Origin of the sequence: Paraburkholderia acidipaludis NBRC 101816 (genome assembly GCF_000684975.1) — a bacterium.
Classification (GTDB): Bacteria; Pseudomonadota; Gammaproteobacteria; order Burkholderiales; family Burkholderiaceae; genus Paraburkholderia; species Paraburkholderia acidipaludis.
In genome coordinates this window covers 331,610-351,591 of sequence record NZ_BAXZ01000003.1, presented here as the reverse complement: position 1 = coordinate 351,591, position 19,982 = coordinate 331,610, and the positions used below count along the sequence as shown (strand labels likewise).

Annotated in this window: 21 protein-coding genes; 5 read left to right on the top strand and 16 right to left on the bottom strand. The window is 60.0% G+C overall.

Features of this window, described 5'->3' with window-relative positions:
* Positions 1 to 194: 194 nt before the first annotated feature.
* The 3 genes from BAC01S_RS04245 to BAC01S_RS04235 form a co-directional block, all read right to left on the bottom strand.
* Positions 195 to 611, bottom strand: coding sequence for a TraK family protein (locus BAC01S_RS04245; protein ID WP_052408682.1), 417 nt, complete (start codon positions 609 to 611; stop codon positions 195 to 197).
* 282 nt (positions 612 to 893) lie between these two features.
* Positions 894 to 1,766: a replication initiation protein gene (locus BAC01S_RS04240; protein WP_052408681.1), complete on the bottom strand. Its 873-nt coding sequence runs from the start codon at positions 1,764 to 1,766 to the stop codon at positions 894 to 896.
* 38 nt (positions 1,767 to 1,804) lie between these two features.
* On the bottom strand, positions 1,805 to 2,035 hold the full coding sequence (locus BAC01S_RS04235; RefSeq protein WP_027793643.1) for a hypothetical protein: 231 nt from the start codon (positions 2,033 to 2,035) through the stop codon (positions 1,805 to 1,807).
* A gap of 91 nt (positions 2,036 to 2,126) precedes the next feature.
* On the opposite strand from BAC01S_RS04235, the gene BAC01S_RS30240 reads away from it, so the two are divergent.
* Positions 2,127 to 3,107: a sugar-binding transcriptional regulator gene (locus BAC01S_RS30240; protein WP_174442433.1), complete on the top strand. Its 981-nt coding sequence runs from the start codon at positions 2,127 to 2,129 to the stop codon at positions 3,105 to 3,107.
* A 79-nt stretch (positions 3,108 to 3,186) separates the two neighbouring features.
* Entirely contained in the window at positions 3,187 to 3,429 is a 243-nt protein-coding gene (locus tag BAC01S_RS04225; protein ID WP_027793641.1) for a helix-turn-helix transcriptional regulator, read from the top strand.
* Positions 3,430 to 3,520: 91 nt separating this feature from the next.
* Here the strand turns inward: BAC01S_RS04225 and BAC01S_RS33630 are convergent, their stop codons facing one another.
* The 8 genes from BAC01S_RS33630 to guaB all read right to left on the bottom strand — a co-directional run bounded on the left by BAC01S_RS33630 (position 3,521) and on the right by guaB (position 12,035).
* Complete coding sequence (locus BAC01S_RS33630) at positions 3,521 to 4,015, bottom strand: GIY-YIG nuclease family protein (RefSeq protein ID WP_156954297.1); 495 nt, start codon at positions 4,013 to 4,015, stop codon at positions 3,521 to 3,523.
* 140 nt (positions 4,016 to 4,155) lie between these two features.
* A complete protein-coding gene (locus BAC01S_RS04215; RefSeq protein WP_052408680.1) occupies positions 4,156 to 4,656 on the bottom strand; it encodes a hypothetical protein in 501 nt (166 codons plus the stop codon).
* Positions 4,657 to 4,773: 117 nt separating this feature from the next.
* Positions 4,774 to 5,448 (bottom strand): hypothetical protein, encoded by a 675-nt coding sequence (locus tag BAC01S_RS33625; protein WP_245616499.1) that lies wholly within the window; start codon positions 5,446 to 5,448, stop codon positions 4,774 to 4,776.
* Between the two features lie 314 nt (positions 5,449 to 5,762).
* Entirely contained in the window at positions 5,763 to 6,446 is a 684-nt protein-coding gene (locus BAC01S_RS04210; protein WP_156954296.1) for a hypothetical protein, read from the bottom strand.
* Between the two features lie 208 nt (positions 6,447 to 6,654).
* A complete protein-coding gene (locus BAC01S_RS04205; RefSeq protein ID WP_027793637.1) occupies positions 6,655 to 7,866 on the bottom strand; it encodes a tyrosine-type recombinase/integrase in 1,212 nt (403 codons plus the stop codon).
* A 307-nt stretch (positions 7,867 to 8,173) separates the two neighbouring features.
* A complete protein-coding gene (guaA, locus tag BAC01S_RS04200) occupies positions 8,174 to 9,757 on the bottom strand; it encodes a glutamine-hydrolyzing GMP synthase (RefSeq protein WP_027793636.1) in 1,584 nt (527 codons plus the stop codon).
* A gap of 124 nt (positions 9,758 to 9,881) precedes the next feature.
* Entirely contained in the window at positions 9,882 to 10,568 is a 687-nt protein-coding gene (locus tag BAC01S_RS04195) for a hypothetical protein (protein ID WP_027793635.1), read from the bottom strand.
* Between the two features lie 6 nt (positions 10,569 to 10,574).
* The gene (guaB, locus tag BAC01S_RS04190; RefSeq protein ID WP_027793634.1) at positions 10,575 to 12,035 is read right to left on the bottom strand and encodes an IMP dehydrogenase; all 1,461 of its coding nucleotides are present in this window, start codon (positions 12,033 to 12,035) and stop codon (positions 10,575 to 10,577) included.
* 271 nt (positions 12,036 to 12,306) lie between these two features.
* Between guaB and BAC01S_RS30235 the strand changes: the two genes are divergently transcribed.
* The gene (locus tag BAC01S_RS30235) at positions 12,307 to 13,344 is read left to right on the top strand and encodes a DMT family transporter (protein ID WP_084168236.1); all 1,038 of its coding nucleotides are present in this window, start codon (positions 12,307 to 12,309) and stop codon (positions 13,342 to 13,344) included.
* A gap of 16 nt (positions 13,345 to 13,360) precedes the next feature.
* Here BAC01S_RS30235 and BAC01S_RS04180 read toward each other — a convergent pair whose 3' ends face one another.
* On the bottom strand, positions 13,361 to 13,693 hold the full coding sequence (locus BAC01S_RS04180; RefSeq protein WP_027793633.1) for an RnfH family protein: 333 nt from the start codon (positions 13,691 to 13,693) through the stop codon (positions 13,361 to 13,363).
* Positions 13,693 to 14,130 (bottom strand): type II toxin-antitoxin system RatA family toxin, encoded by a 438-nt coding sequence (locus tag BAC01S_RS04175; RefSeq protein WP_027793632.1) that lies wholly within the window; start codon positions 14,128 to 14,130, stop codon positions 13,693 to 13,695. The genes BAC01S_RS04180 and BAC01S_RS04175 overlap by 1 nt, the downstream gene beginning before the upstream one ends.
* Positions 14,131 to 14,245: 115 nt before the next feature.
* Between BAC01S_RS04175 and smpB the strand changes: the two genes are divergently transcribed.
* Entirely contained in the window at positions 14,246 to 14,692 is a 447-nt protein-coding gene (gene smpB, locus BAC01S_RS04170; RefSeq protein WP_027793631.1) for an SsrA-binding protein SmpB, read from the top strand.
* A gap of 1 nt (position 14,693) precedes the next feature.
* Here smpB and BAC01S_RS04165 read toward each other — a convergent pair whose 3' ends face one another.
* The 3 genes from BAC01S_RS04165 to ppsA form a co-directional block, all read right to left on the bottom strand.
* A complete protein-coding gene (locus tag BAC01S_RS04165; protein WP_027793630.1) occupies positions 14,694 to 15,635 on the bottom strand; it encodes an SPFH domain-containing protein in 942 nt (313 codons plus the stop codon).
* A gap of 84 nt (positions 15,636 to 15,719) precedes the next feature.
* The gene (locus BAC01S_RS04160) at positions 15,720 to 16,181 is read right to left on the bottom strand and encodes an NfeD family protein (protein WP_027793629.1); all 462 of its coding nucleotides are present in this window, start codon (positions 16,179 to 16,181) and stop codon (positions 15,720 to 15,722) included.
* Positions 16,182 to 16,334: 153 nt separating this feature from the next.
* Positions 16,335 to 18,734, bottom strand: coding sequence for a phosphoenolpyruvate synthase (gene ppsA / locus BAC01S_RS04155; protein WP_027793628.1), 2,400 nt, complete (start codon positions 18,732 to 18,734; stop codon positions 16,335 to 16,337).
* A gap of 423 nt (positions 18,735 to 19,157) precedes the next feature.
* Between ppsA and ppsR the strand changes: the two genes are divergently transcribed.
* Entirely contained in the window at positions 19,158 to 19,973 is an 816-nt protein-coding gene (gene ppsR / locus BAC01S_RS04150; protein WP_027793627.1) for a posphoenolpyruvate synthetase regulatory kinase/phosphorylase PpsR, read from the top strand.
* Positions 19,974 to 19,982 lie beyond the last annotated feature (9 nt).

The following is a 19,982-nucleotide window of genomic DNA, read 5'->3' as shown; positions in this document are numbered from 1 at the left end:
GCTTGCCGGTGGGACTACTTCACACATCCTGCCCCGATCACCACCTTGATTTCTGTACAACTCAATGTTTGCTAAAGGCTGTTTTTCGCTGCATCCGCCACGTAGTAACAAAACTGAACGCGAAAAGATCGCGTTGAACGATGATTGAACGCCAAGGGACGGAAGAAGCACGCTCATGGCTCTGTGACTGCTAGTCAAAGCAGATCCTTTGTATCCGCCAGCGGATTGAACGTAAAACTAGAGGTCGGAGCTACTGCTGCCTTTTCTGCTGGCCTGCTAGCGCTGAACTTACCCCTGCGTTCGGTGCTGCATCGGTCGGGCAACAGCTGATTCACGTACCTCCGGAAGGCCTGGTAGCTGAATGTCAATCGCCCCTCGTCGTGCAAGGTCTGGTAGATCGCCAAGACAGACCACCCATCGTTGACCGCCTGTTGAATATCCGAACGGAGTGCCAACACTACGGCGCGATTCGAGTGCGGAGTGACCACTGCCTTATCGCGCGCCCGCTCTGCAATTCGTTCCGACAGAGATTTCATGGCATCAACCTCATAGCCCGGCGAAAAATGCATCTGAGCCAGATTGGCAACTTCCCAACCACCCGGGCAATTCATGGTGATCGTTGAGTAGCTGCACGGGCTCCTCAGTTTCGGTGGCGGTCTTGTCACTCACGGTGATGGTGATTCGTTTCATGAATGTCCCTCAGTTTGAGTTGTCCACACTCTCTGTCGGTAGAAAAAGGTAGAAAGAAGGTAAACGGCAAAAACCGGCGGAAAAATTCAATTGCTTCAGTGGGTTATCGGGTGGCGCCGCGACGTAACCCCGAAAAAGCGCGATGTAACCCCGACAAAACGCGACGTAACCCCGGCGTGCGCGCGACGTAACCCCGATAGCAGTCATAGCTTTATCCACATGGCTTGGGCCTTGCCTTTGGTGCTGGTCCCGATGCGGCCGTCAGTGATGATTTCGAGCCGTTCAAGCTCTTGCATCGCTCGCTCCAGGGCATCGACGAAATCACGCATGCGTCCCGTGTATTCCAGCTTGGCCTTGAGCCAGTCGAGTGCATATTGCTGCATCCTTCTGTCGGAGGTCGCAACCAAGCGTTGCAGCGCTTTCGCCATGTCCTGGCGTGCCCCGAAGCGAAGGCGCTTTTCCCAGTCGATAAGTGCGAATTCACTATTGCCGAACATTGCCCTCCAGCGCGGATCGATACGCAATGTGTAAGCCTCGGCGACGTCGTCATAGTCGAAGCCCTCAACCATGTGCAGTGCTCGGTTCTTTCCGACCGCTAGCTTCGGTTTGCCGTCTTTGGTGCGAACTTCGATCACTAGCATCGCGAACGTCAGTGCCTGCATAGTCCGGTTCAGCCACTTGTATTCGTAGTTCCCTGTTTGTCGTCCGATGGATCGCAAGAACTCGGCACGCTTGATGATGACCGGCTCGCCCAGCGGCGAACGACATGCCTCATACATAGCCTGCATCCAGACATCCGCTTGAGCTTCGTCCAATTGCTCTCCCCAAAATTTGATGACTGCATCGGCACGGCTAATAAGAACCGTGTCTTTGTGAATGCGCTTTCGTCCGCGCGCAACTGGCGCAAACAGACTGGATCGGGCGATGTGGTTCGGCATGGCCCGCATGAACTCTTCAAGGCCAGGAAGGAACAGTTGCTGTGGTTCCATCGCTTCGCGGCGTGTTTCGAGGCGCGATTGCGCTTCGGCTGCACGTGCGACCACATTCGGGAATCGTTGCAACAGCGACCTAGACATCAGATATATCTAGGAGCAGCAGATCACGGCCGAGCCATTCATGCGTTCGACTCCGCTACAGCACCGTCGATCAACTTGGCAATTTCTTCGGTTCGGAAATACACGCGCCCTCCGATTTTCAAGCGGGCCGTGTTGATTCGCTGCGCCCACTCGTTCGTTGCACGCAGGCTGATCCGCAGTCCGTCGGGCGAACGATCCAAGATAGTAGCGAGCTGCGCAATGCTTAGTAGTGGGCCAAAGCGTTGCAACAGCGTGTCTTCTATCGTCATCGCGTAAACCTCCGTAATCAACTGAATTGCTACGGAGTTTAGGTGCTACTACAGGTTGTCTACACCCTATTAATTGTTCAAAATAGTTGACATGAAAAACGAACCAACCATTTCCATCTGGGAGGGCTGCGACCCCACCGTCTCAGAGGCCATCCGGCAATTTCAGGATCGCTGGCGACCGTACTCCGCATCATCGCGGCGCTATCCCATCGCGCGATTGATACAGGAACTGATCGATCCCGCTGTGACCACCTACATGGCAACCCTTCCAGCGCGCTATTCAGGGCACGTCCCTGGCGCAGGCACGGGAGTTCGCTTCAGCGTAATCATTCGGCTGGTGGGACTTGATGCAATGGTTCGCCTGCAGCGGCAACTGCTGCGCGCGTTCGTTCTCACGGAAGATCGACAGTCCGCGAGAGATCGGCGCTTTGTCGCAACACTGGAATCACTAATCGAACTCGTGTGGGACTGTGCCTGCAAACGGCCGGCGAAATCGCAGGTGCGTGACACTCGCCTGAATGGCGAGCGTCATCAAGGGTTTTGTCGATTCTGCGGAACACTCGTCGAGCTGACTTCATTCGCTGGTGGAAGCGATGACCCAAAGGCCGACGATCCAGAAGAGAGGCTTCGACTCAGCAGCCTGTACTGCCTAAATCACCGGCCCAAATTGCCGAGCGGCGCGTGGAATCCTTCATACAGGCGAGCGAGACGCTCACTCGCTCAGTTTGACCTCGAACTTGCAAGGCTGAGCCAGCAGTGTGCAAAGCCGGCTACGCCCCAAGTGAAATCGGGCGATCAACTGGTTGACAGCTACTTCTTCCACTATGTCGCTGGCCAGGTCTTGCAGTCAGCGGACAAGACAGCACTACGTAATCAAGCGCGGCACATGGTGGACTCGAAATTGTCGGATCGCAAGAAGCAGATGTTGATGCTCCAGTGGTCTGGACTCAATCAGTCGGAGATTGCGCGAAAGCTGGGCATCGAGCGCCAAGCGGTATCGAAGGCGCTGGCATCGATACCCGAAATCTTCTTCTTGAGCACAAAGCCGCGCCTGCGGCGTCAACCTATTTGACCAACTAATAGGACGAAACTATCAGCATTCGCAGGCAGTATCAGGCACATGTTCGCAAGTGACTGAAAGAGGCCAAAGGATGCAGGCAACGACAAGTAAGACGCTCATCAACCGCAAGAAACTACTGGCGATGATCCCACTGTCTGAGCGCACGATTTTCAACATGGAGCAGCGCGGAGAGTTTCCACGTCGCATTGCACTCACCAGCCGAAACGTCGCCTGGGACTTGGCCGAAGTCGAGGAATGGATCGAGACGCGCAAGTCATTGGGCACTCATGCCACGCGTCCGGGCTTTCGGTCTGCGACGCATTTTAGCGGCTAAAATGCTGCGCCCCTCAAGGGTCAATGAAATCCGAGCCAATGCCTTGGCGCGCGGGCAACGCACGACTTGTTGCTGGAGTTCGACGCCAAGCTTACCAGCCCGGCGCAGAAAGCTCTCGCGCCAAGAGGTCTGCAATCTCTGCTGGGCTCGCGTTTTGAGCGCTGTCAATCGGATCGCGCCCCTTTCGAATTGGTAGTTGGAGTCTTAAAAACTGGAACTCGTGTCGATGCAGCATGATTTCGAACTCCGGCCCTACGAAGTCCGGTATGTCCAAACGCTCTTCGTGGGTGAATCCGCCGTCATTTATTCTCGAAAGCACAGCATCAAGCGTTCTAAAAAATCTTTTCGTCCCTTCGTACCACTCCGCGCGAAGGCATTCCGGTTCCAAAAGAACGTGCAGAAGTTTTTCTAGACCCTCAACCTCTTCGCGATACGCGGATCGCACAACGAAAGCATGCGTTATCGAATGTGGGCATCCTGTCTGAATGTTTGCCAGGCGACGCTGAATGCTTGATGTCAGACCGAGCTTTACGTAGATCTTATTTTCACCGCGACAGGCAATTAAATAAACATAGTGTGTATCCATAGGTATGGTCTCCCTGGTGGTCTAACCTGTGAATGATTGGACTAGATCAAACAGGCAGAGTCAGATCGGCTGACTCAGTTCGGCCAGGTTCTGTCATTTCAGCCGAACACATGCATGCCGATTCGGTGGCAGCTTTGCGTCTACTGTGAGTCAACCTCCTCCCATTGCTGGGTCGAGTCATTTCGACGCAAGTGGAGCCGAGTAGGATAGTCGCGGCCGACTGTTCTGAACGCATCGACAATCTGTGCGATGTCAATAAAATATAGCTTGTACTTTTTGATTCTATCCGATGCGATATAGACACCGCCCAAAGCTCCATCTTCATCAATAGTTGGTAGAAAAATAAAGCTATGAATGAACTGATTGCACAAAAACATTAAATCATGCCGTTCTTCATGTAGATCATCTAAATCGAAATGCTCGTCAAGTCGATGCCAGTTCATGTAATCGGCGGTTCCGATGCCCGGAGACCAGACCAGAAGATAGGTTCTTTGACGAGTACTCGGGGACACCTTAAACGTTTCCAGCAATTTGCGGATCGCGTAAAAGCCCACAAATAGCTCGCGCTCTATACGTGCCAAGTCGCGCTCAGAGACATTCTCGTCCAACCGCCAGCGCTCTAACCACGTTGCTGTGCGCAACAGAGGTCTCTTCCAGTAATGTGACTCAGATATCATCGTAGCTCGCTAAATGACCGCAGTAGCAGGTAGCTGCCACCCAATATGCCGATGCTGATACTCTTGCGCATTTACTCACAATCAACGCACACCATCCAATTCAACGGCGAATCTCGCACAGATGAAGAACTCATCAGATGGAATATGAAACTCAGTGGTCACACGTGGTCCGGTTAATCCCGAACCGATTTCTCGGAAATCCAGCCTCACCGTTCCGCGTTCCCAGTCAAACCTCATCTTTGCCAACTCAAAGCCTTCGCCGACTGACCCTGTATTCCCGATACTTTCGGCCTCGCACGGTTGCCTGTCCACCCACCTATCAGTGGCAGCGACAAACAGACTCGCCACATCGAGAAATGTCTCGACATCCTGACGGCTAGGCAATACATAGTCATGCTCGACTTCGTTTCTCAGCTTGTTGAGTCGAACGAGCAAGCGTGGCGCGGTAATTCCAAGCGATGAAATGAATTTGACCATGCTGGGAAAACTTCTTGAGCCACCCAGCTTATCGAAACCGAACCCATTACAAATATCCTCCATGCGAAGATGCAACGCCCTTTTCGCGTTGGTGATCGAATTGACGAGATGCCGAGGAGTGTCGCCTTCCTCAATGTCAAGCTCAGCAAATCTCAGATACTGACGGGCAGAAACGGGCTCACTGCGCGTCCTTATGCATCCCCACATGGATGTCTCTATACAGTCGGTTGAGAGACTATTCAGATCGAACGTACTTGCAAATTCAGCTAGTGTCACCACTACAAAGCTCCGGGGAGTGGGTTGAGTCGGAACATTTCAGGGCTACTCGAAGTTCGCCATCCAGCCAGCTGTTGGAGATAGCGGTAGGCAACTACCCGAGTTTAGCAGCGGCTCGAACGGGACCGCTCGAAGTCCCGTTCGGCCTGTTGCCGGCGACGGCGAGCGACGACTGCCGGCCAAAAGACGTCGTCCGCCTCCGCTGGTAATCGGACATTTAGGAGATCGCTTCGCCTTAGGAAGTGAATTCCCAACAAAGGACTTACGCGTACCGGTCAGATAAAGCGGATCGACCAATCAAGGTTTACATATTTCCTTTAGGAGCGGCCTATCATACTTCTCAATTCATCGAGCAGATCGTCAAACTTGAAGTACCGACAAATGACCAGTCCGATGGATGTCACAATGTGAGTGAGCTCCTCAAGGACCATCAAAAAACCCTTTTCCTGAAATACTCCACCGACGATAGCCTGTTCGCCGTGATGGTTCGGCACGGTATCAGGTGTGACATGCGTATAGGCTTCGCAAAAATGTGAATACCAATCCTTATCTGCGTACATGAGACGCTTGCCTTCTGGCGACGCCTCGAGAATCCGTCGGATAGCAGCAGGCGAGAATTTCTGTATGCGGGTCTTGGTATCGGAAGAGAGCCAAGCCGCCAGCGCGGCCTTGTCGAAGATTGACATTATTAAGAGATTCGAGAGCTCTCCCATACTCCGAATAAGATTTAGGGCTTCGTCATAGTATCCCGACACCATCAAGTCCAACGCGGCAGCGGAAAGATTGTAGGCGCGCCCGCATATCGACTCCAAAATGTGCCCTCCACCATGACACTGCCGACGACATGTTCCGGCATCGTAGAGCGCCGAGAGTGACGTTCCAATGAGACTCAGCTCCGGCTCGTGTTCGGAGAATTTTCTGATTGTGGCACTTTCGGTCACATTGCGAAGCTTTCTTAGCGCCTCAATATGTCTAGAACCATTCGGTATTCCGGTATTCATGGGTGTTGCTCGAAATAAAAGTAATTCAGTTTTGAGGGTTTTCGGCTCGGATGACCGTTTAACCTTGAAAGCTGTCGTAGAGGTTGATAAGTGCCGAATGGCGGATGGGGTGATCACCGCCATTGGCGACGAGCGGTCATATTGTCCGAGACCTAATCTGACGTTGACTGACCGGTCAGGTCCCGGCCTATACATTTAACCGCAGACTTCAACTGGCTAGCTCCTTTGGCTGCTTTAGCGTCCATTCGTCGATCATGTCCGCCCAATCCTGCAACATCGCCGTGCGCTGCTCTCGATACTCAGCCTTGTTGTAGACAGCCCTGACTCCCCTCTGCTCGTGCGCCAAGCACTTTTCAATCCAGTCCGTGTTGTAGCCGGCCTCATGCAGCAGCGTGCTAGCCGTTCGCCGCAAGTCATGTGGCCCGAACTTGGCGAGCGACTTACCCTCCTTCTGTGCCAGCCGGTATGTCAGCGTCAGCACCTGATTGAGCGTGGCGCTGCTCATGGGCAAGTCCGAGTCATACCGCGACGGCAGCACGTAGTCCGATCCGCCAGCAAAGGTTTTAAGGGCAATGAAGATATCCAGCGCCTGCCGAGACAGGAACACCAGATGCGGATTGCGTCGCTTCATTCGCTCCTTCGGAATCGTCCAAAGCGCGTCACTGAAACTGATCTCGCTCCAGGTCGCGTTGGTCAGCTCGCTCTTGCGCACCATCGTCAGCAGCAGCAGCTTGGCGGCGGCCCGGATGGATGGTGTCGTGCCGATGCGCTCCATGTACTGGTACATCAATCCGATTTCTTCGGGTGTCAGCGCACGATCGCGCGGCTCAAACTTGGCGATGGATGCTGGGCGCACCAGTTCTGCCGGGTTCTCGACCCTCTGCCCACGCTCGACGGCCCAGCGAAAGACTTGCAATACCACCTCGCGAGCATGCACTGCCGTTGCCGGAGCACCGCGCTCCACGATGGCGTCGGTTAACATCCGCAGGTCTTCATGCGTAATCTCCGCCAACTTCTGGCTACCAAATTTGGGCTTCAGCTCGCGCTCGTAGACTGAACGCCGCATGTCCCGCGTGGAGTCAGCCATCTGGTACCCACGCAGCCATTTTTCCGCCCAGGCGTCGAAAGTCTCCGCATCCTTGATGCGGGCCTTGTCCCGCGCCTTCTCCTTGGCCGGCGACTTTCCGGCCGCAATCATCTTCTTGGCCTCACCAAGACGCTCGCGCGCCTCCGAAAGGGTAATGCCCCCGACTCCGTACCGGCCAAACGTGATGGTCTCCTGCCGGCCGTGGATCGAGTAGTTATAACGAAACGAGATAGCCCCGGCAGCCGTGACAGCCACATAGAGGCCATCGCGGTCGTTCACCTTGTACAGCTTGTCCTTCGCCTTGAGGTTGCGCAGCTTGGTATCGGTCAGCATGATCGGTGCTCAGATTCGGTACAAATACCATGATCTGACGACCGTCGAATTCCGGATGAAAAACATGAAAAATCAATGTGTTATCCAGAATCAATACCATGATGCGCCGCAAGGCAGGCGCATGGTATCGGTAGCACGTCATGGCATCACGCAGAAACGATACCATCGTTCATACCATAAGGAAAACGTGCTTGAGGGTGCCGGAAGATACCGGCCATTGCCAAACAGAAATGCAAAAAAGCCCGCAAAATCGCGGGCTTAGGTGTGCTTTACTGCCAACGGATGCCGGCCGATGCCGGACGCCGGATCATTCCCACTCAATCGTCGCCGGCGGCTTCCCCGAAATGTCGTACACCACCCGATTAATCCCGCGCACCTCATTGATAATGCGGTTCGACACATGCCCCAGCAACTCATGCGGCAGATGCGCCCAATGCGCGGTCATGAAATCCTGCGTCTGCACAGCACGCAACGCAACGACATATTCATAAGTACGACCATCGCCCATCACGCCCACGCTCTTCACCGGCAGGAACACCGCGAACGCCTGGCTCGTCAGCTCATACCACGACTTGCCGGTTTCCTTGTCGACGGTGTTACGCAACGTCTCGATGAAGATCGCGTCGGCACGGCGCAGCAGATCGGCAAACTCGCGCTTCACCTCGCCCAGGATCCGCACGCCAAGGCCCGGGCCCGGGAACGGATGGCGATACACCATGTCGTGCGGCAAACCGAGCTTCACACCCAGTTCGCGCACCTCGTCCTTGAACAGCTCGCGCAGCGGCTCGAGCAGCTTGAGGTTCAGCGTCTCCGGCAGGCCGCCCACGTTGTGGTGGCTCTTGATCGTGTGCGCCGCCTTCTTGCCCTTGCCCGCCGATTCGATCACGTCCGGGTAGATCGTGCCCTGCGCGAGCCATTTGGCGTCGGTCAGCTTGCCCGCTTCGGCCTGGAAGACCTCCACGAATTCCGCGCCGATGATCTTGCGCTTCGCTTCCGGATCGGTCACGCCCGCGAGCTTCGTAAGGAATGCTTCGCTTGCGTCGACGTGGATCACCTTGACGCCAAGATTGCCCGCGAACATCGACATCACCTGCTCAGCCTCATTCAGGCGCAGCAGGCCATGATCGACGAATACGCAGGTCAGCTGGTCGCCGATCGCGCGGTGCAGCAGCGCCGCCGCCACCGACGAATCGACGCCGCCCGAAAGACCCAGAATGACGTGCTCGTTACCAACCTGCTTGCGGATCGTTTCGACGGCCTCGTCGATGTAGTGACCCATCTCCCAGTCGGCCTTCGCGCCGCAGATGCCCAGCACGAAGCGCTCGAGCATCGCGCGGCCCTGCACCGTGTGCGTGACTTCGGGATGCCATTGCAGGCCGTAGAAGTGACGCGCTTCGTCGGCCATCGCGGCGATCGGGCACGATTCGGTCGAGGCCATCAGCTTGAAGCCTTCCGGCATTTCAGTGACCTTGTCGCCGTGGCTCATCCAGACCTTGAGCATGCCGTGGCCTTCCGGCGTCTGGAAGTCCTGGATGCCTTCCAGCAGGCTCGTGTGATTGCGGGCGCGCACTTCGGCATAGCCGAATTCGCGCAGGTGGCCGTTGTCGACCTTGCCGCCCAGCTGCTCGGCCATCGTCTGCATACCGTAACAAATGCCGAGCACCGGCACGCCCAGTTCGAACACGGCCTGCGGCGCACGCGGCGTGTCCGAGGTCGTCACCGAGTTCGGGCCACCGGAGAGAATGACGCCCTTCGGCGCGAATTCGCGGATGAAGGCGTCGTCGACGTCGTACGGGTGCACTTCCGAGTAGACGTGGGCTTCGCGCACGCGGCGCGCGATGAGCTGGGTAACTTGCGAACCGAAGTCGAGAATCAGGATTTTGTCGTGCATGGCAGCGGACGAGACCTAAAAAGAACGGATACGGAAAGCCGCGCGCTTTTCACGCACGGCATGAATGGTTGGGTTCAGGCGCAAAGCGGCTGAGACGACTGGCTGGCTGGACGCCTCGCGCCGTTCAGCCATGGAGCGGCGGCCTCGGTGCGCCGGCCGCCTCGTCGCGGGCGGCGAGGCGCGCCTCTTCGGAGTCGGCCGCGGCAGGCGGCTCTGCGTAATGCGGCTGCGTCACCGGCTGCGCGGGCGCCGGTTCGCGCTGCACCCGCTCGGCAGCGGCGGGCACCGCCGCCGACGACGAGGCGCCTGCGAACACCGGCTCTGCATACGTTGCCGGTTCTGCACGCGAATCGCGTTTCGCCGCATTGCGCGCCTCGCGCTGCGCTGCGGCCGCCTCGATCGCCAGCGCCTTGTCGCGCCGTCGGACCGCACCGGCAAGCCGCGCGACACCAAAACCGATCAGGATCAGCCAGACACCCACGCCGCCGGCCACCAGCTGGCCGAAGCCCGTGAGCCGCGGCGTATGCAGCCCGATCAGCCAGATCAGCATCAGCACGCCGGCGATCCAGTTGACGTGGCCAGCCGCCCGGCCGACCGGTGCAGTCATCGCCCCATCGAACGCCGCGCGTGCCACGAGCCACGCGAAACCCAGCAGCACCACGCCGAACACCTGTCCGACGAGCGCCGGCTGCGGCTGCACCAACTGCAGCGCGTCGTACAGCGAGGCCCACGGAGTCAGCAGGAACAGCACTCCGAAGCCCAGCAGCATCAACGCATCGACAATCAGGACAACGCGCAGCAATGGCTTCATCGGCGATCAGTCCACGTGGTAGTTGGGGGCTTCCTTGGTGATCTGCACGTCGTGCACGTGGGATTCGTGCAGGCCGGCGCCGGTGATCTGCACGAACTCCGCCTTCGTATGCAGTTCGTCGATCGTGCGGCAGCCGCAGTACCCCATCGAGGCGCGCACGCCGCCGATCAGCTGGAACAGGATGGCATTGATGGGGCCCTTGTAGGCGACGCGGCCTTCGATGCCTTCCGGCACGAGCTTGTCGATATTCGCCGAGTTGTCCTGGAAGTAGCGGTCCGCGGCGCCGTCCTTCATCGCGCCGACCGAGCCCATGCCGCGGTACGACTTGTACTGGCGGCCCTGGAAGAGGAACACGTCGCCCGGCGACTCTTCGGTGCCCGCGAACATGCTGCCCATCATCACGGCGTTCGCGCCGGCGGCCAGCGCCTTCGAAACGTCGCCCGAGTAGCGCACGCCGCCGTCGGCGATGCACGGCACGCCGGTGCCCTTGAGCGCTTCCGAGACGTTGGAGATCGCGCTGATCTGCGGCACGCCCACGCCCGCGACGATACGCGTCGTGCAGATGGAGCCCGGGCCGATGCCGACCTTCACGCCATCGGCGCCGTACTCGACGAGCGCACGTGCTGCGTCGGCCGTGGCGATGTTGCCGCCGATCACCTCGACGTGCGGGAAGTTCTTCTTGACCCACCGGACGCGTTCGAGCACGCCCTTGCTGTGGCCGTGCGCCGTATCGACGACGATCACGTCCACGCCGGCCTGCGCCAGCAGTTCGACGCGCTCTTCGTTGTCCGGACCGACGCCGACGGCCGCGCCCGCGCGCAGCTTGCCATGCTCGTCCTTGCAGGCGGCCGGGTGCTCGGTCTGCTTGGTGATATCCTTCACGGTCATCAGGCCGCGCAGTTCGAACGCGTCGTTGACCACCAGCACGCGCTCCAGGCGGTGGCTGTGCATGAGCGCCTTGGCTTCGTTGAGCGGCGTGCCTTCCTTGACGGTGACGAGGCGCTCGCGCGGCGTCATGATCGAGCGCACCGGCTCGTCCAGACGCGTTTCGAAACGCAGGTCGCGATTCGTGACGATACCGATCAACTGCGCGCCTTCGACCACGGGAAAGCCCGAAATGCCATGCTGCTGCGACAGCGCGATCACGTCGCGCACCTTCATCTGCGGCGGAATCGTGATCGGATCGCGCACCACGCCCGACTCGAAACGCTTCACCTTCGCCACTTCGCGCGCCTGCTCGGCCGGCGTGAGATTCTTGTGGATGATGCCGACGCCGCCCTGCTGCGCCATCGCGATCGCAAGACGGCCTTCCGTGACGGTATCCATCGCGGCCGAAACGAGCGGAATGTTCAGGGAGATATTGCGGGTCAGCCGGGTCTTCAGGCTGGTGTCGCGCGGGAGAACGTCGGAGAAGGCGGGAACGAGGAGCACGTCATCGAACGTGAGTGCTTTCTGGATCAGACGCATGGCAAATCCTATAGGCGCAAAAGCAGATTATACGGGATAGTGCCCTGGAAATCATCAGTATCAACAGTAGCTTAGCGACGATTTCAACAAAATCGACCGGGTTCTCCGGACAGGATTCCGGCGCCGAATCATCCGCCCCTTTATTCTTTGCACGCGGCGGCATCCCCCTCTCGCAGACGGCAAACGAGTCCCGCTGCAGGATTGAACAAGACATCGGGCCGCCGCACCGGTTAAGCTCGCGGCCAGTCAGATCGAAGCGGAGCTTTTGAACATGCAGCGTGGTGTGTTGTACGGCGTGCTCGCCGGTGCGTTATGGGGAACCGTGTTCGTCGTGCCCCGCCAGCTGCCGGACTTCTCGCCCCTGCTCCTGAGCGCGGGACGCTACGCGATGTACGGCCTCGTCTCGCTGGCCGCGCTGCTGCCGATGCTACGCCGCGTGTGGCCGCGCATCACGCGCGCCGACCTCGTCGCGCTCGTCAAGCTCGCGCTGATGGGCAACCTGCTCTACTACCTCTTCCTCGCCACGGCGATCCACCTCGTCGGCATCGCGCCCGCCTCGCTGATCGTCGGCGTGCTGCCCGTGACGGTCACGCTGCTCGGCCGGCGCGATCACGGCGCCGTGCCGCTCGCGCGCCTCGTCTGGCCGCTCGCGATGATCGCGGCCGGCATCGTCTGCATCAACGTCGACGTTTTCACGGCCGCGAGCAACGGCGGCGCCGGCACGCTCACGAAGATCGCGGGCATAGGCTGCGCCGTGGGCGCACTCGTCTGCTGGACCTGGTTCGCCGTCGAAAACGCCCGCTACCTGCGTCGCAACGCGCATTTCAGCGGCAACGAATGGTCGGTGCTATGGGGCGTGGTGACGGGGGCGCTCGGCGGCGTGCTGTGGCTCGCGATCCTCGCGCTGCCGGCCGGCATGGTCCAGGAGAGCGTCACGGCCGCGCGCTGGACGACGTTCTGGCAATTGAACCTCGTGCTCGCGATCGGGGCGTCGTGGCTCGGCAACGGGCTCTGGAACGCGGCGGCGAAGCGCCTGCCGCTCACGCTCTCAGGCCAGATGATCGTGTTCGAGACGTTGTTCGCCCTGCTCTACGGCTTCATCTATGATCACCGGCTGCCGCGCGTGCTCGAAGTCGCGGCCATCGTGCTGCTCGTGGCCGGCGTCAGCTGGTCGGTCCGTCAGCATTCGGGCGGGCCGGAAGACACGGCGCATGGCGACGGCATCGTGCCGGAAGGCGATCTGCCGGGCATCGGCAGCGAGGGCCCAAGCCATGGTCCCAGCGAGCGGCGCAAGACCGCGGCGCAATAAGGGGGGCAGCGCAGGGTCAGCGCGAATCCTTGGGCAGCCACTTGCGCCCTTCGATCGACCCCGACTTGCGGGTCTTGTCCACGCGCCGCTGGCGCGCGGCCTTCGGGTCCACAATCAGCGGACGATAGATCTCCACGCGGTCGTGATCGGCCAGCACCGCGTCGAGCGGCTTGATCTTGCCGTGGATACCGACCTTGAGCTTCGAGAGATCGATTTCGGGATGCCGTTCGAGAATGCCGCTTGCGTCGATGGCCTGCCGGACCGTCGCACCCGGCGCCAGCTCGACGGAAACGAGCGTCTGCGCATCGGGCAGCGCATAGCAGACGTCGATGGAGAGCTTCGCGGCCATCATGCCTTGCCGTAGCGCTGGTCGGCGCGCTTCACGAACGAATCGACGAAAGTGTTCGCAATATGGTGGAACACCGGCCCGATAAGCTTTTCCAGAATGATGTTTGTGAACTCGTAGTGCAGCGCGAACTCGATCTTGCAGGCATCCGCGCGGAGCGGCGTGAAGCGCCAGTAGCCCGTGAACTTGCGAAACGGCCCGTCGGCGAACTCCATGTCGATGCGCTCCGGGCGCTTTTGCGTGTTACGCGTGGCGAAGTGCTGCTTGATGCCCTTGAAGTGGATGTCGATCTTCGCCTCCATGCCGTTTTCGTCCTGGCGCCGAATCTCGACGCCACCGCACCAGGGCAGGAAGTTGGGGTAGTCGGCCACGTCCGTGACGAGGTCGAACATCTGCTCCGCCGAATGGCGAATCAACACGGTTTTCTGGACATCCGCCATAGGGTGGCAACGCGTGGCAAAGGTGGGCAAGCAGTCGCGGGGCGACTTTGCTGATTCGCAGGCCCGCTTTGCTAAAATTGCGATTTTAAACGAGTTGGGCCTTTTCCATTTTCCTATGAGCATCATCGACAACAGAAAAGCATTCTTCGACTACTTCATCGAAGAACGCCATGAGGCGGGGCTCGTGCTCGAGGGATGGGAGGTCAAGGCCCTGCGCGCGGGACGCGGCCAGATCAAGGAAGGTTACGTCGTGATCAAGGAGGGCGAACTGTTCCTGATCGGCACGCACATCAGCCCGCTGCCGGAGGCGTCGACGCACATCCATCCCGACCCGGTCCGCACGCGCAAGCTGCTCCTGCACCGCGACCAGATCGACAAGCTGATCGGCAAGGTCGAGCAGCGCGGCTATACGCTCGTGCCGCTGAATTTCCACTACAAGGACGGCCGCGTAAAGTGCGAGATCGGCCTCGCGAAGGGCAAGAAGCAGCACGACAAGCGCGAGACCGAGAAAAAGCGCGACTGGGAACGCGAAAAGGCGCGCCTGCTGCGCACGCCTACTTGAGTCAGGCGCCCTTCACCTGCTGCTCGCGCATGCCGCTGCGATTCACGATGGTCAGCGCCGAAGCGATCATCGTGGAAAGATCGCCCATGTCGCCCGGCACGATCAGCGTATTGCCCTGCTTCGCGAGATTCGCGAACGCGTTGACGTACTGCTCCGCGACCTTGAGGTTCACGGCATCCATGCCGCCCTGGGTCTGGATCGACGAACCGATCTTCTGAATGGCCTGGGCATTCGCCTCGGCCACCGCGAGAATCGCCGCCGCCTGCCCCTGCGCCTGGTTGATGGCTGCCTGCTTCTCGCCCTCCGACTTCTGGATCGCCGCCTCGCGCGCGCCCGAGGCAAGATTGATCTGCTCCTGCTTGCGGCCTTCCGAAGCCGCGATCAGCGCACGCTTCTCGCGCTCGGCGGTGATCTGCGCCTGCATGGCGTGCAGGATCTCCTTGGGCGGCGTGAGGTCCTTGATCTCGTAGCGCAGCACTTTCACGCCCCAGTTCGAGGCCGCCTCGTCGAGCGACGAAACAACGCTGTGGTTGATGAAGTCGCGCTCTTCGAAGGTCTTGTCGAGTTCGAGCTTGCCGATTACGGAGCGCAGCGTGGTCTGCGAAAGCTGCGTGATCGCGAACACGTAGTTGCTCGATCCGTAGGACGCCTTCATCGGGTCGGTAACCTGGAAGTACAGCACGCCGTCCACCTGCAACTGGGTGTTGTCGCGCGTGATGCAGACCTGGCTCGGCACGTCGAGCGGAATCTCCTTGAGCACGTGCTTGTAGGCCACGCGATCCACGAACGGCAGCACGATCGAGAGCCCCGGCGTGAGCGTGGCGTGATAGCGGCCGAGCCGCTCGAGAACCCACGCGTGCTGTTGCGGCACGATCTTGATCGTTTGGGCGATCAGCACGACAGCGATCACAAACAGAATCACGCCCACGACTGGAACTTGCATGGATAGCCTCCCTTCTCTTCGATGTACTCGGTGCAAAAGCCGCGCATGGGGGCCACGGCAACGTGGTTCGCCGCGCGGCAGGACTCAGGCATGACGCGCGCCGTCGGGCGCCGCGTCGTGGTGCGCGCCGACGATGAGGCAACTGCCGCGAACGGCCTTGATTTCGTAGAGACGCGCATCTTCGGGCTCGTCGGGCGCCAGTTCGACGTCCCATTCGGCGCCGCGGTACATCGCGCGGGCGCGGCGGTCGTGCCACGAAGCGACGTTGAGCGATTCGCCGATGTCGAGATTCACGCCGGGATCGCGCGAAGGATCGGTGCCGCGCCGGCGGCGCCCGAAGCGCGAGCGCCGCAGCGCGATCACGGCAACCAGGCCGACCACGGCGGCAACGGCGAGCTGGAAATCGAGCGGCACGCCAAACTCCCAGGCGAGCGCCCCCGCGAGAAAGCCGAGCGCGATCATCAGCAGGTAGAACGTGCCCGTCATCAGTTCGGCGACGATCAGCACGCCCGCGCCGACCCACCAGAACAAACCATGTGGACCCACGTCAGTCTCCCAAAACACAACACCCCGGCTTGACCGGGGTGTTATAGCACGAAGCTGACACTTTTTTCCGTGCGGCGTCTCAAGGTTGAGGGCCAACTTGCAGGCAGCCGCAAGCGCCGCCTCGAACGCCGTCGAGGCGGCGATGCGCTGCGCTTATTTCGCCTGCGACTGCGCCAGCGCCTGCCACGTCTCGATGACCGTGTCCGGGTTCAGCGAGATCGAAGCAATGCCCTCTTCTGCGAGCCATTGGGCGAAGTCCGGGTGATCGGACGGGCCCTGGCCGCAGATGCCGACGTACTTGTTCAGGCGGCGGCAGGTGTCGATCGCGCGCTTGAGCATGAACTTCACGGCCGGATCGCGCTCGTCGAAGTCGACTGCGAGAAGCTCCATGCCCGAGTCGCGGTCAAGACCCAGCGTGAGCTGCGTGAGGTCGTTCGAGCCGATCGAGAAACCGTCGAAGAACTGCAGGAACTCTTCGGCAAGAATCGCGTTCGACGGCACTTCGCACATCATGATGAGGCGCAGGTCGTTCACGCCGCGCTTCAGGCCGAACTTCTCCAGCAGGCCCACCACGCGTTCCGCCTGCTTCAGCGTGCGCACGAACGGCACCATGATCTCGACGTTCGTGAGGCCCATGTCCTCGCGCACGCGCTTGAGCGCGAGGCACTCCATCTCGAAGGCCTGCGCGAAGTCCTCGGCGATGTAGCGCGATGCGCCGCGGAAGCCGAGCATCGGGTTTTCCTCGTCCGGCTCGTAACGCGAACCGCCAATCAGCTTCTTGTACTCGTTCGACTTGAAGTCCGACAGACGCACGATCACGGGCTTCGGATAGAACGCCGCCGCGATCGTCGCGATCCCTTCGGTCAGCTTGTCGACATAGAACGCGCGCGGCGAGGCATGCCCGCGCGCGACGCTCTCGACGGCCTTCTTCAGATCCGCATCGACGTTCGGGTACTCGAGAATTGCCTTCGGGTGCACGCCGATGTTGTTGTTGATGATGAATTCGAGCCGCGCGAGGCCCACGCCGGCGTTCGGCAGTTGCGAGAAATCGAACGCGAGCTGCGGGTTGCCGACGTTCATCATGATCTTGACCGGCACCGGCGGCAGCTCGCCACGCTGGACTTCGCTGACTTCGGTTTCGAGCAGACCGTCATAGATGCGGCCTTCGTCGCCTTCCGCGCACGACACCGTCACGAGCGCGCCGTCCTTCAGCACGTCGGTCGCGTCGCCGCAGCCCACCACGGCCGGCACGCCCAGTTCACGCGCGATGATCGCCGCGTGGCAGGTCCGGCCGCCACGGTTCGTGACGATGGCCGAAGCGCGCTTCATCACCGGCTCCCAGTTCGGGTCGGTCATGTCGGCCACCAGCACGTCGCCCGGCTGCACGCGTTCCATTTCGGACGGATCGTGAATCACCTTCACGCGGCCCGCGCCGATCTTCTGGCCGATCGCGCGGCCCGTTGCGAGCACCTGCGACTGGCCCTTGAGCTTGAAACGCTGCTCGACCTTGCCGTGCGCCTGGCTCTTCACCGTTTCCGGACGCGCCTGAAGAATGAAGATCTTGCCGTCGAGGCCGTCCTTGCCCCACTCGATGTCCATCGGACGCTGGTAGTGCTTTTCAATGATGACGGCGTACTTCGCGAGCTCGATCACGTCTTCGTCGGTGATCGAGAAGCGGTTGCGCTGTTCGTGCGAAACGTCGACCGTCTTCACGCGGCCGGGCTCCCCCGGCTGCGTGAATTCCATCTTGATGAGCTTGGAGCCGATCGAGCGGCGAATGATGGGGGCCTTGCCCTGCGCGAGCGTGGTCTTGAAGACGTAGAACTCGTCCGGATTCACGGCGCCCTGCACCACGGTCTCGCCGAGACCGTAGCTCGACGTGATGAACACGGCGTCCTTGAAGCCCGATTCCGTGTCGAGCGTGAACATCACGCCCGCGGCGCCACGGTCCGAACGGACCATGCGCTGCACGCCGGCCGAAAGCGCGACTTCGGCGTGCGTGAAGCCCTTGTGGACGCGATAGGAAATGGCACGGTCGTTGTAGAGCGACGCGAACACATGCTTGAGGCGGTCGAGCACGTCCTCGACGCCCACCACGTTCAGGTAGCTTTCCTGCTGGCCGGCAAACGAAGCGTCGGGCAGGTCTTCCGCCGTTGCCGACGAACGCACGGCGAACGAGAGCTCAGCCGGCGAACCGTTCTGCAGCGTTTCGAAGCCCGCGCGGATATCCGCTTCGAGCTTGGGCTGCAGCGGCGCGTCGACGATCCATTGACGGATTTCCTTGCCCGCTTCGGCCAGCGCCTTGACGTCGTCGACGTCGAGTGTTTCCAGACGGGCGGCGATCCGCTCGGTCAGGTTGTTGTGTTTCAGGAAGTCGCGGAACGCGAGCGCGGTCGTCGCGAAACCCGTGGGCACTCGCACGCCGGCCTCAGCCAACTGGCTGATCATCTCGCCGAGCGAGGCGTTCTTGCCGCCCACGATCTCGACATCGGTCATCCGCAACTGCTCGAAAGGCACTACATACGCCTGATCCTTGGCAACGGTGTTAGTCATACAAGCCCCTAAGTGTGAAAAAAATTCACGATTGCGCAAGTGGGCTCGAACGCGGGCCGTTCATTGGAAACGGCTTCGCGTCTTGCGCAACCTGTTGGAGAAGCAATCGCCGAAAGCTTCGAGGCTTGCATCCATTGAAAGGAAAAGCACGAAGAAGCGCACGATTACGTAAAGTTAGACGAAATCGCTGCAAGTTGACGCCGGAATGAGCCCAGATGGACTGCGGTTTGGCGCGGTTGCACTGCAATTGCTTATCCAACAGGTTGCCGCTATTCTACCGTGCCGACTCCGGAATTTGTGCCAGCCCGTGTCAGTCGGCAGGAATCGCGTTCCCGCCTAGTTTGCCCGAGCCCCACACGGAGGCGCCGGGCGCCCGGCCTGTCTTCAAGCGCCTGTAGCAGCGCACGTACCCAGCTTCAATCGATGCCGCCCACCGTATTCATCGTCTCCGACGGTACCGGGATCACTGCCGAAACCTTCGCGCATTCGATCCTCTCCCAGTTCGACCAGAAATTCCGCCTCGTGCGCGTCCCGTTCATCGACTCGACGGACAAGGCTTATGCCACGGCCGAGAAGATCAACGAGGCCGCCGTGCACGAAGGCCGCCGCCCGATCGTCTTCACGACGCTCGTGGACAGCAATTCGAATGAGATCGTCAAGCGTGCGAATGCGCTCGTGCTGGACATGTTCCAGACTTTCGTCGAGCCGCTCGAGCAGGAACTGGAGCTCAAGTCGAGCCATGCGATGGGCCGCGGCCACCAGAACGCCGACACCGACGAATACAAGAACCGCATCGAAGCCATCAACTTCTCGCTCGCGCACGACGACGGCCAGTCGGACCGCAACCTCGCCGACGCCGACGTGATTCTCGTGGGCGTCTCGCGCAGCGGCAAGACGCCCACGAGCCTGTATCTCGCAATGCAGTACGGCGTGAAGGCGGCGAACTATCCGCTGATCCCCGACGACTTCGAGCGCGCCAAACTGCCCAATTCGCTGCTGCCGCACCGCTCGAAGATCTTCGGCCTCTCGATCGATCCGCAGCGTCTCACTGAAATCCGTAATGAGCGGCGCCCCGGCAGCAAGTATGCGGCACTGGAAAACTGCCGCTATGAGGTGAACGAGGCGGAAGCGATGATGCGCCGAGAAGGCATCAAGTGGCTTTCGTCGACGCACAAGTCGATCGAGGAAATCGCCACGACGATCCTGCAGGAAATCCGCATCGACAAATCCTCCTATTGAGGCGCGGCT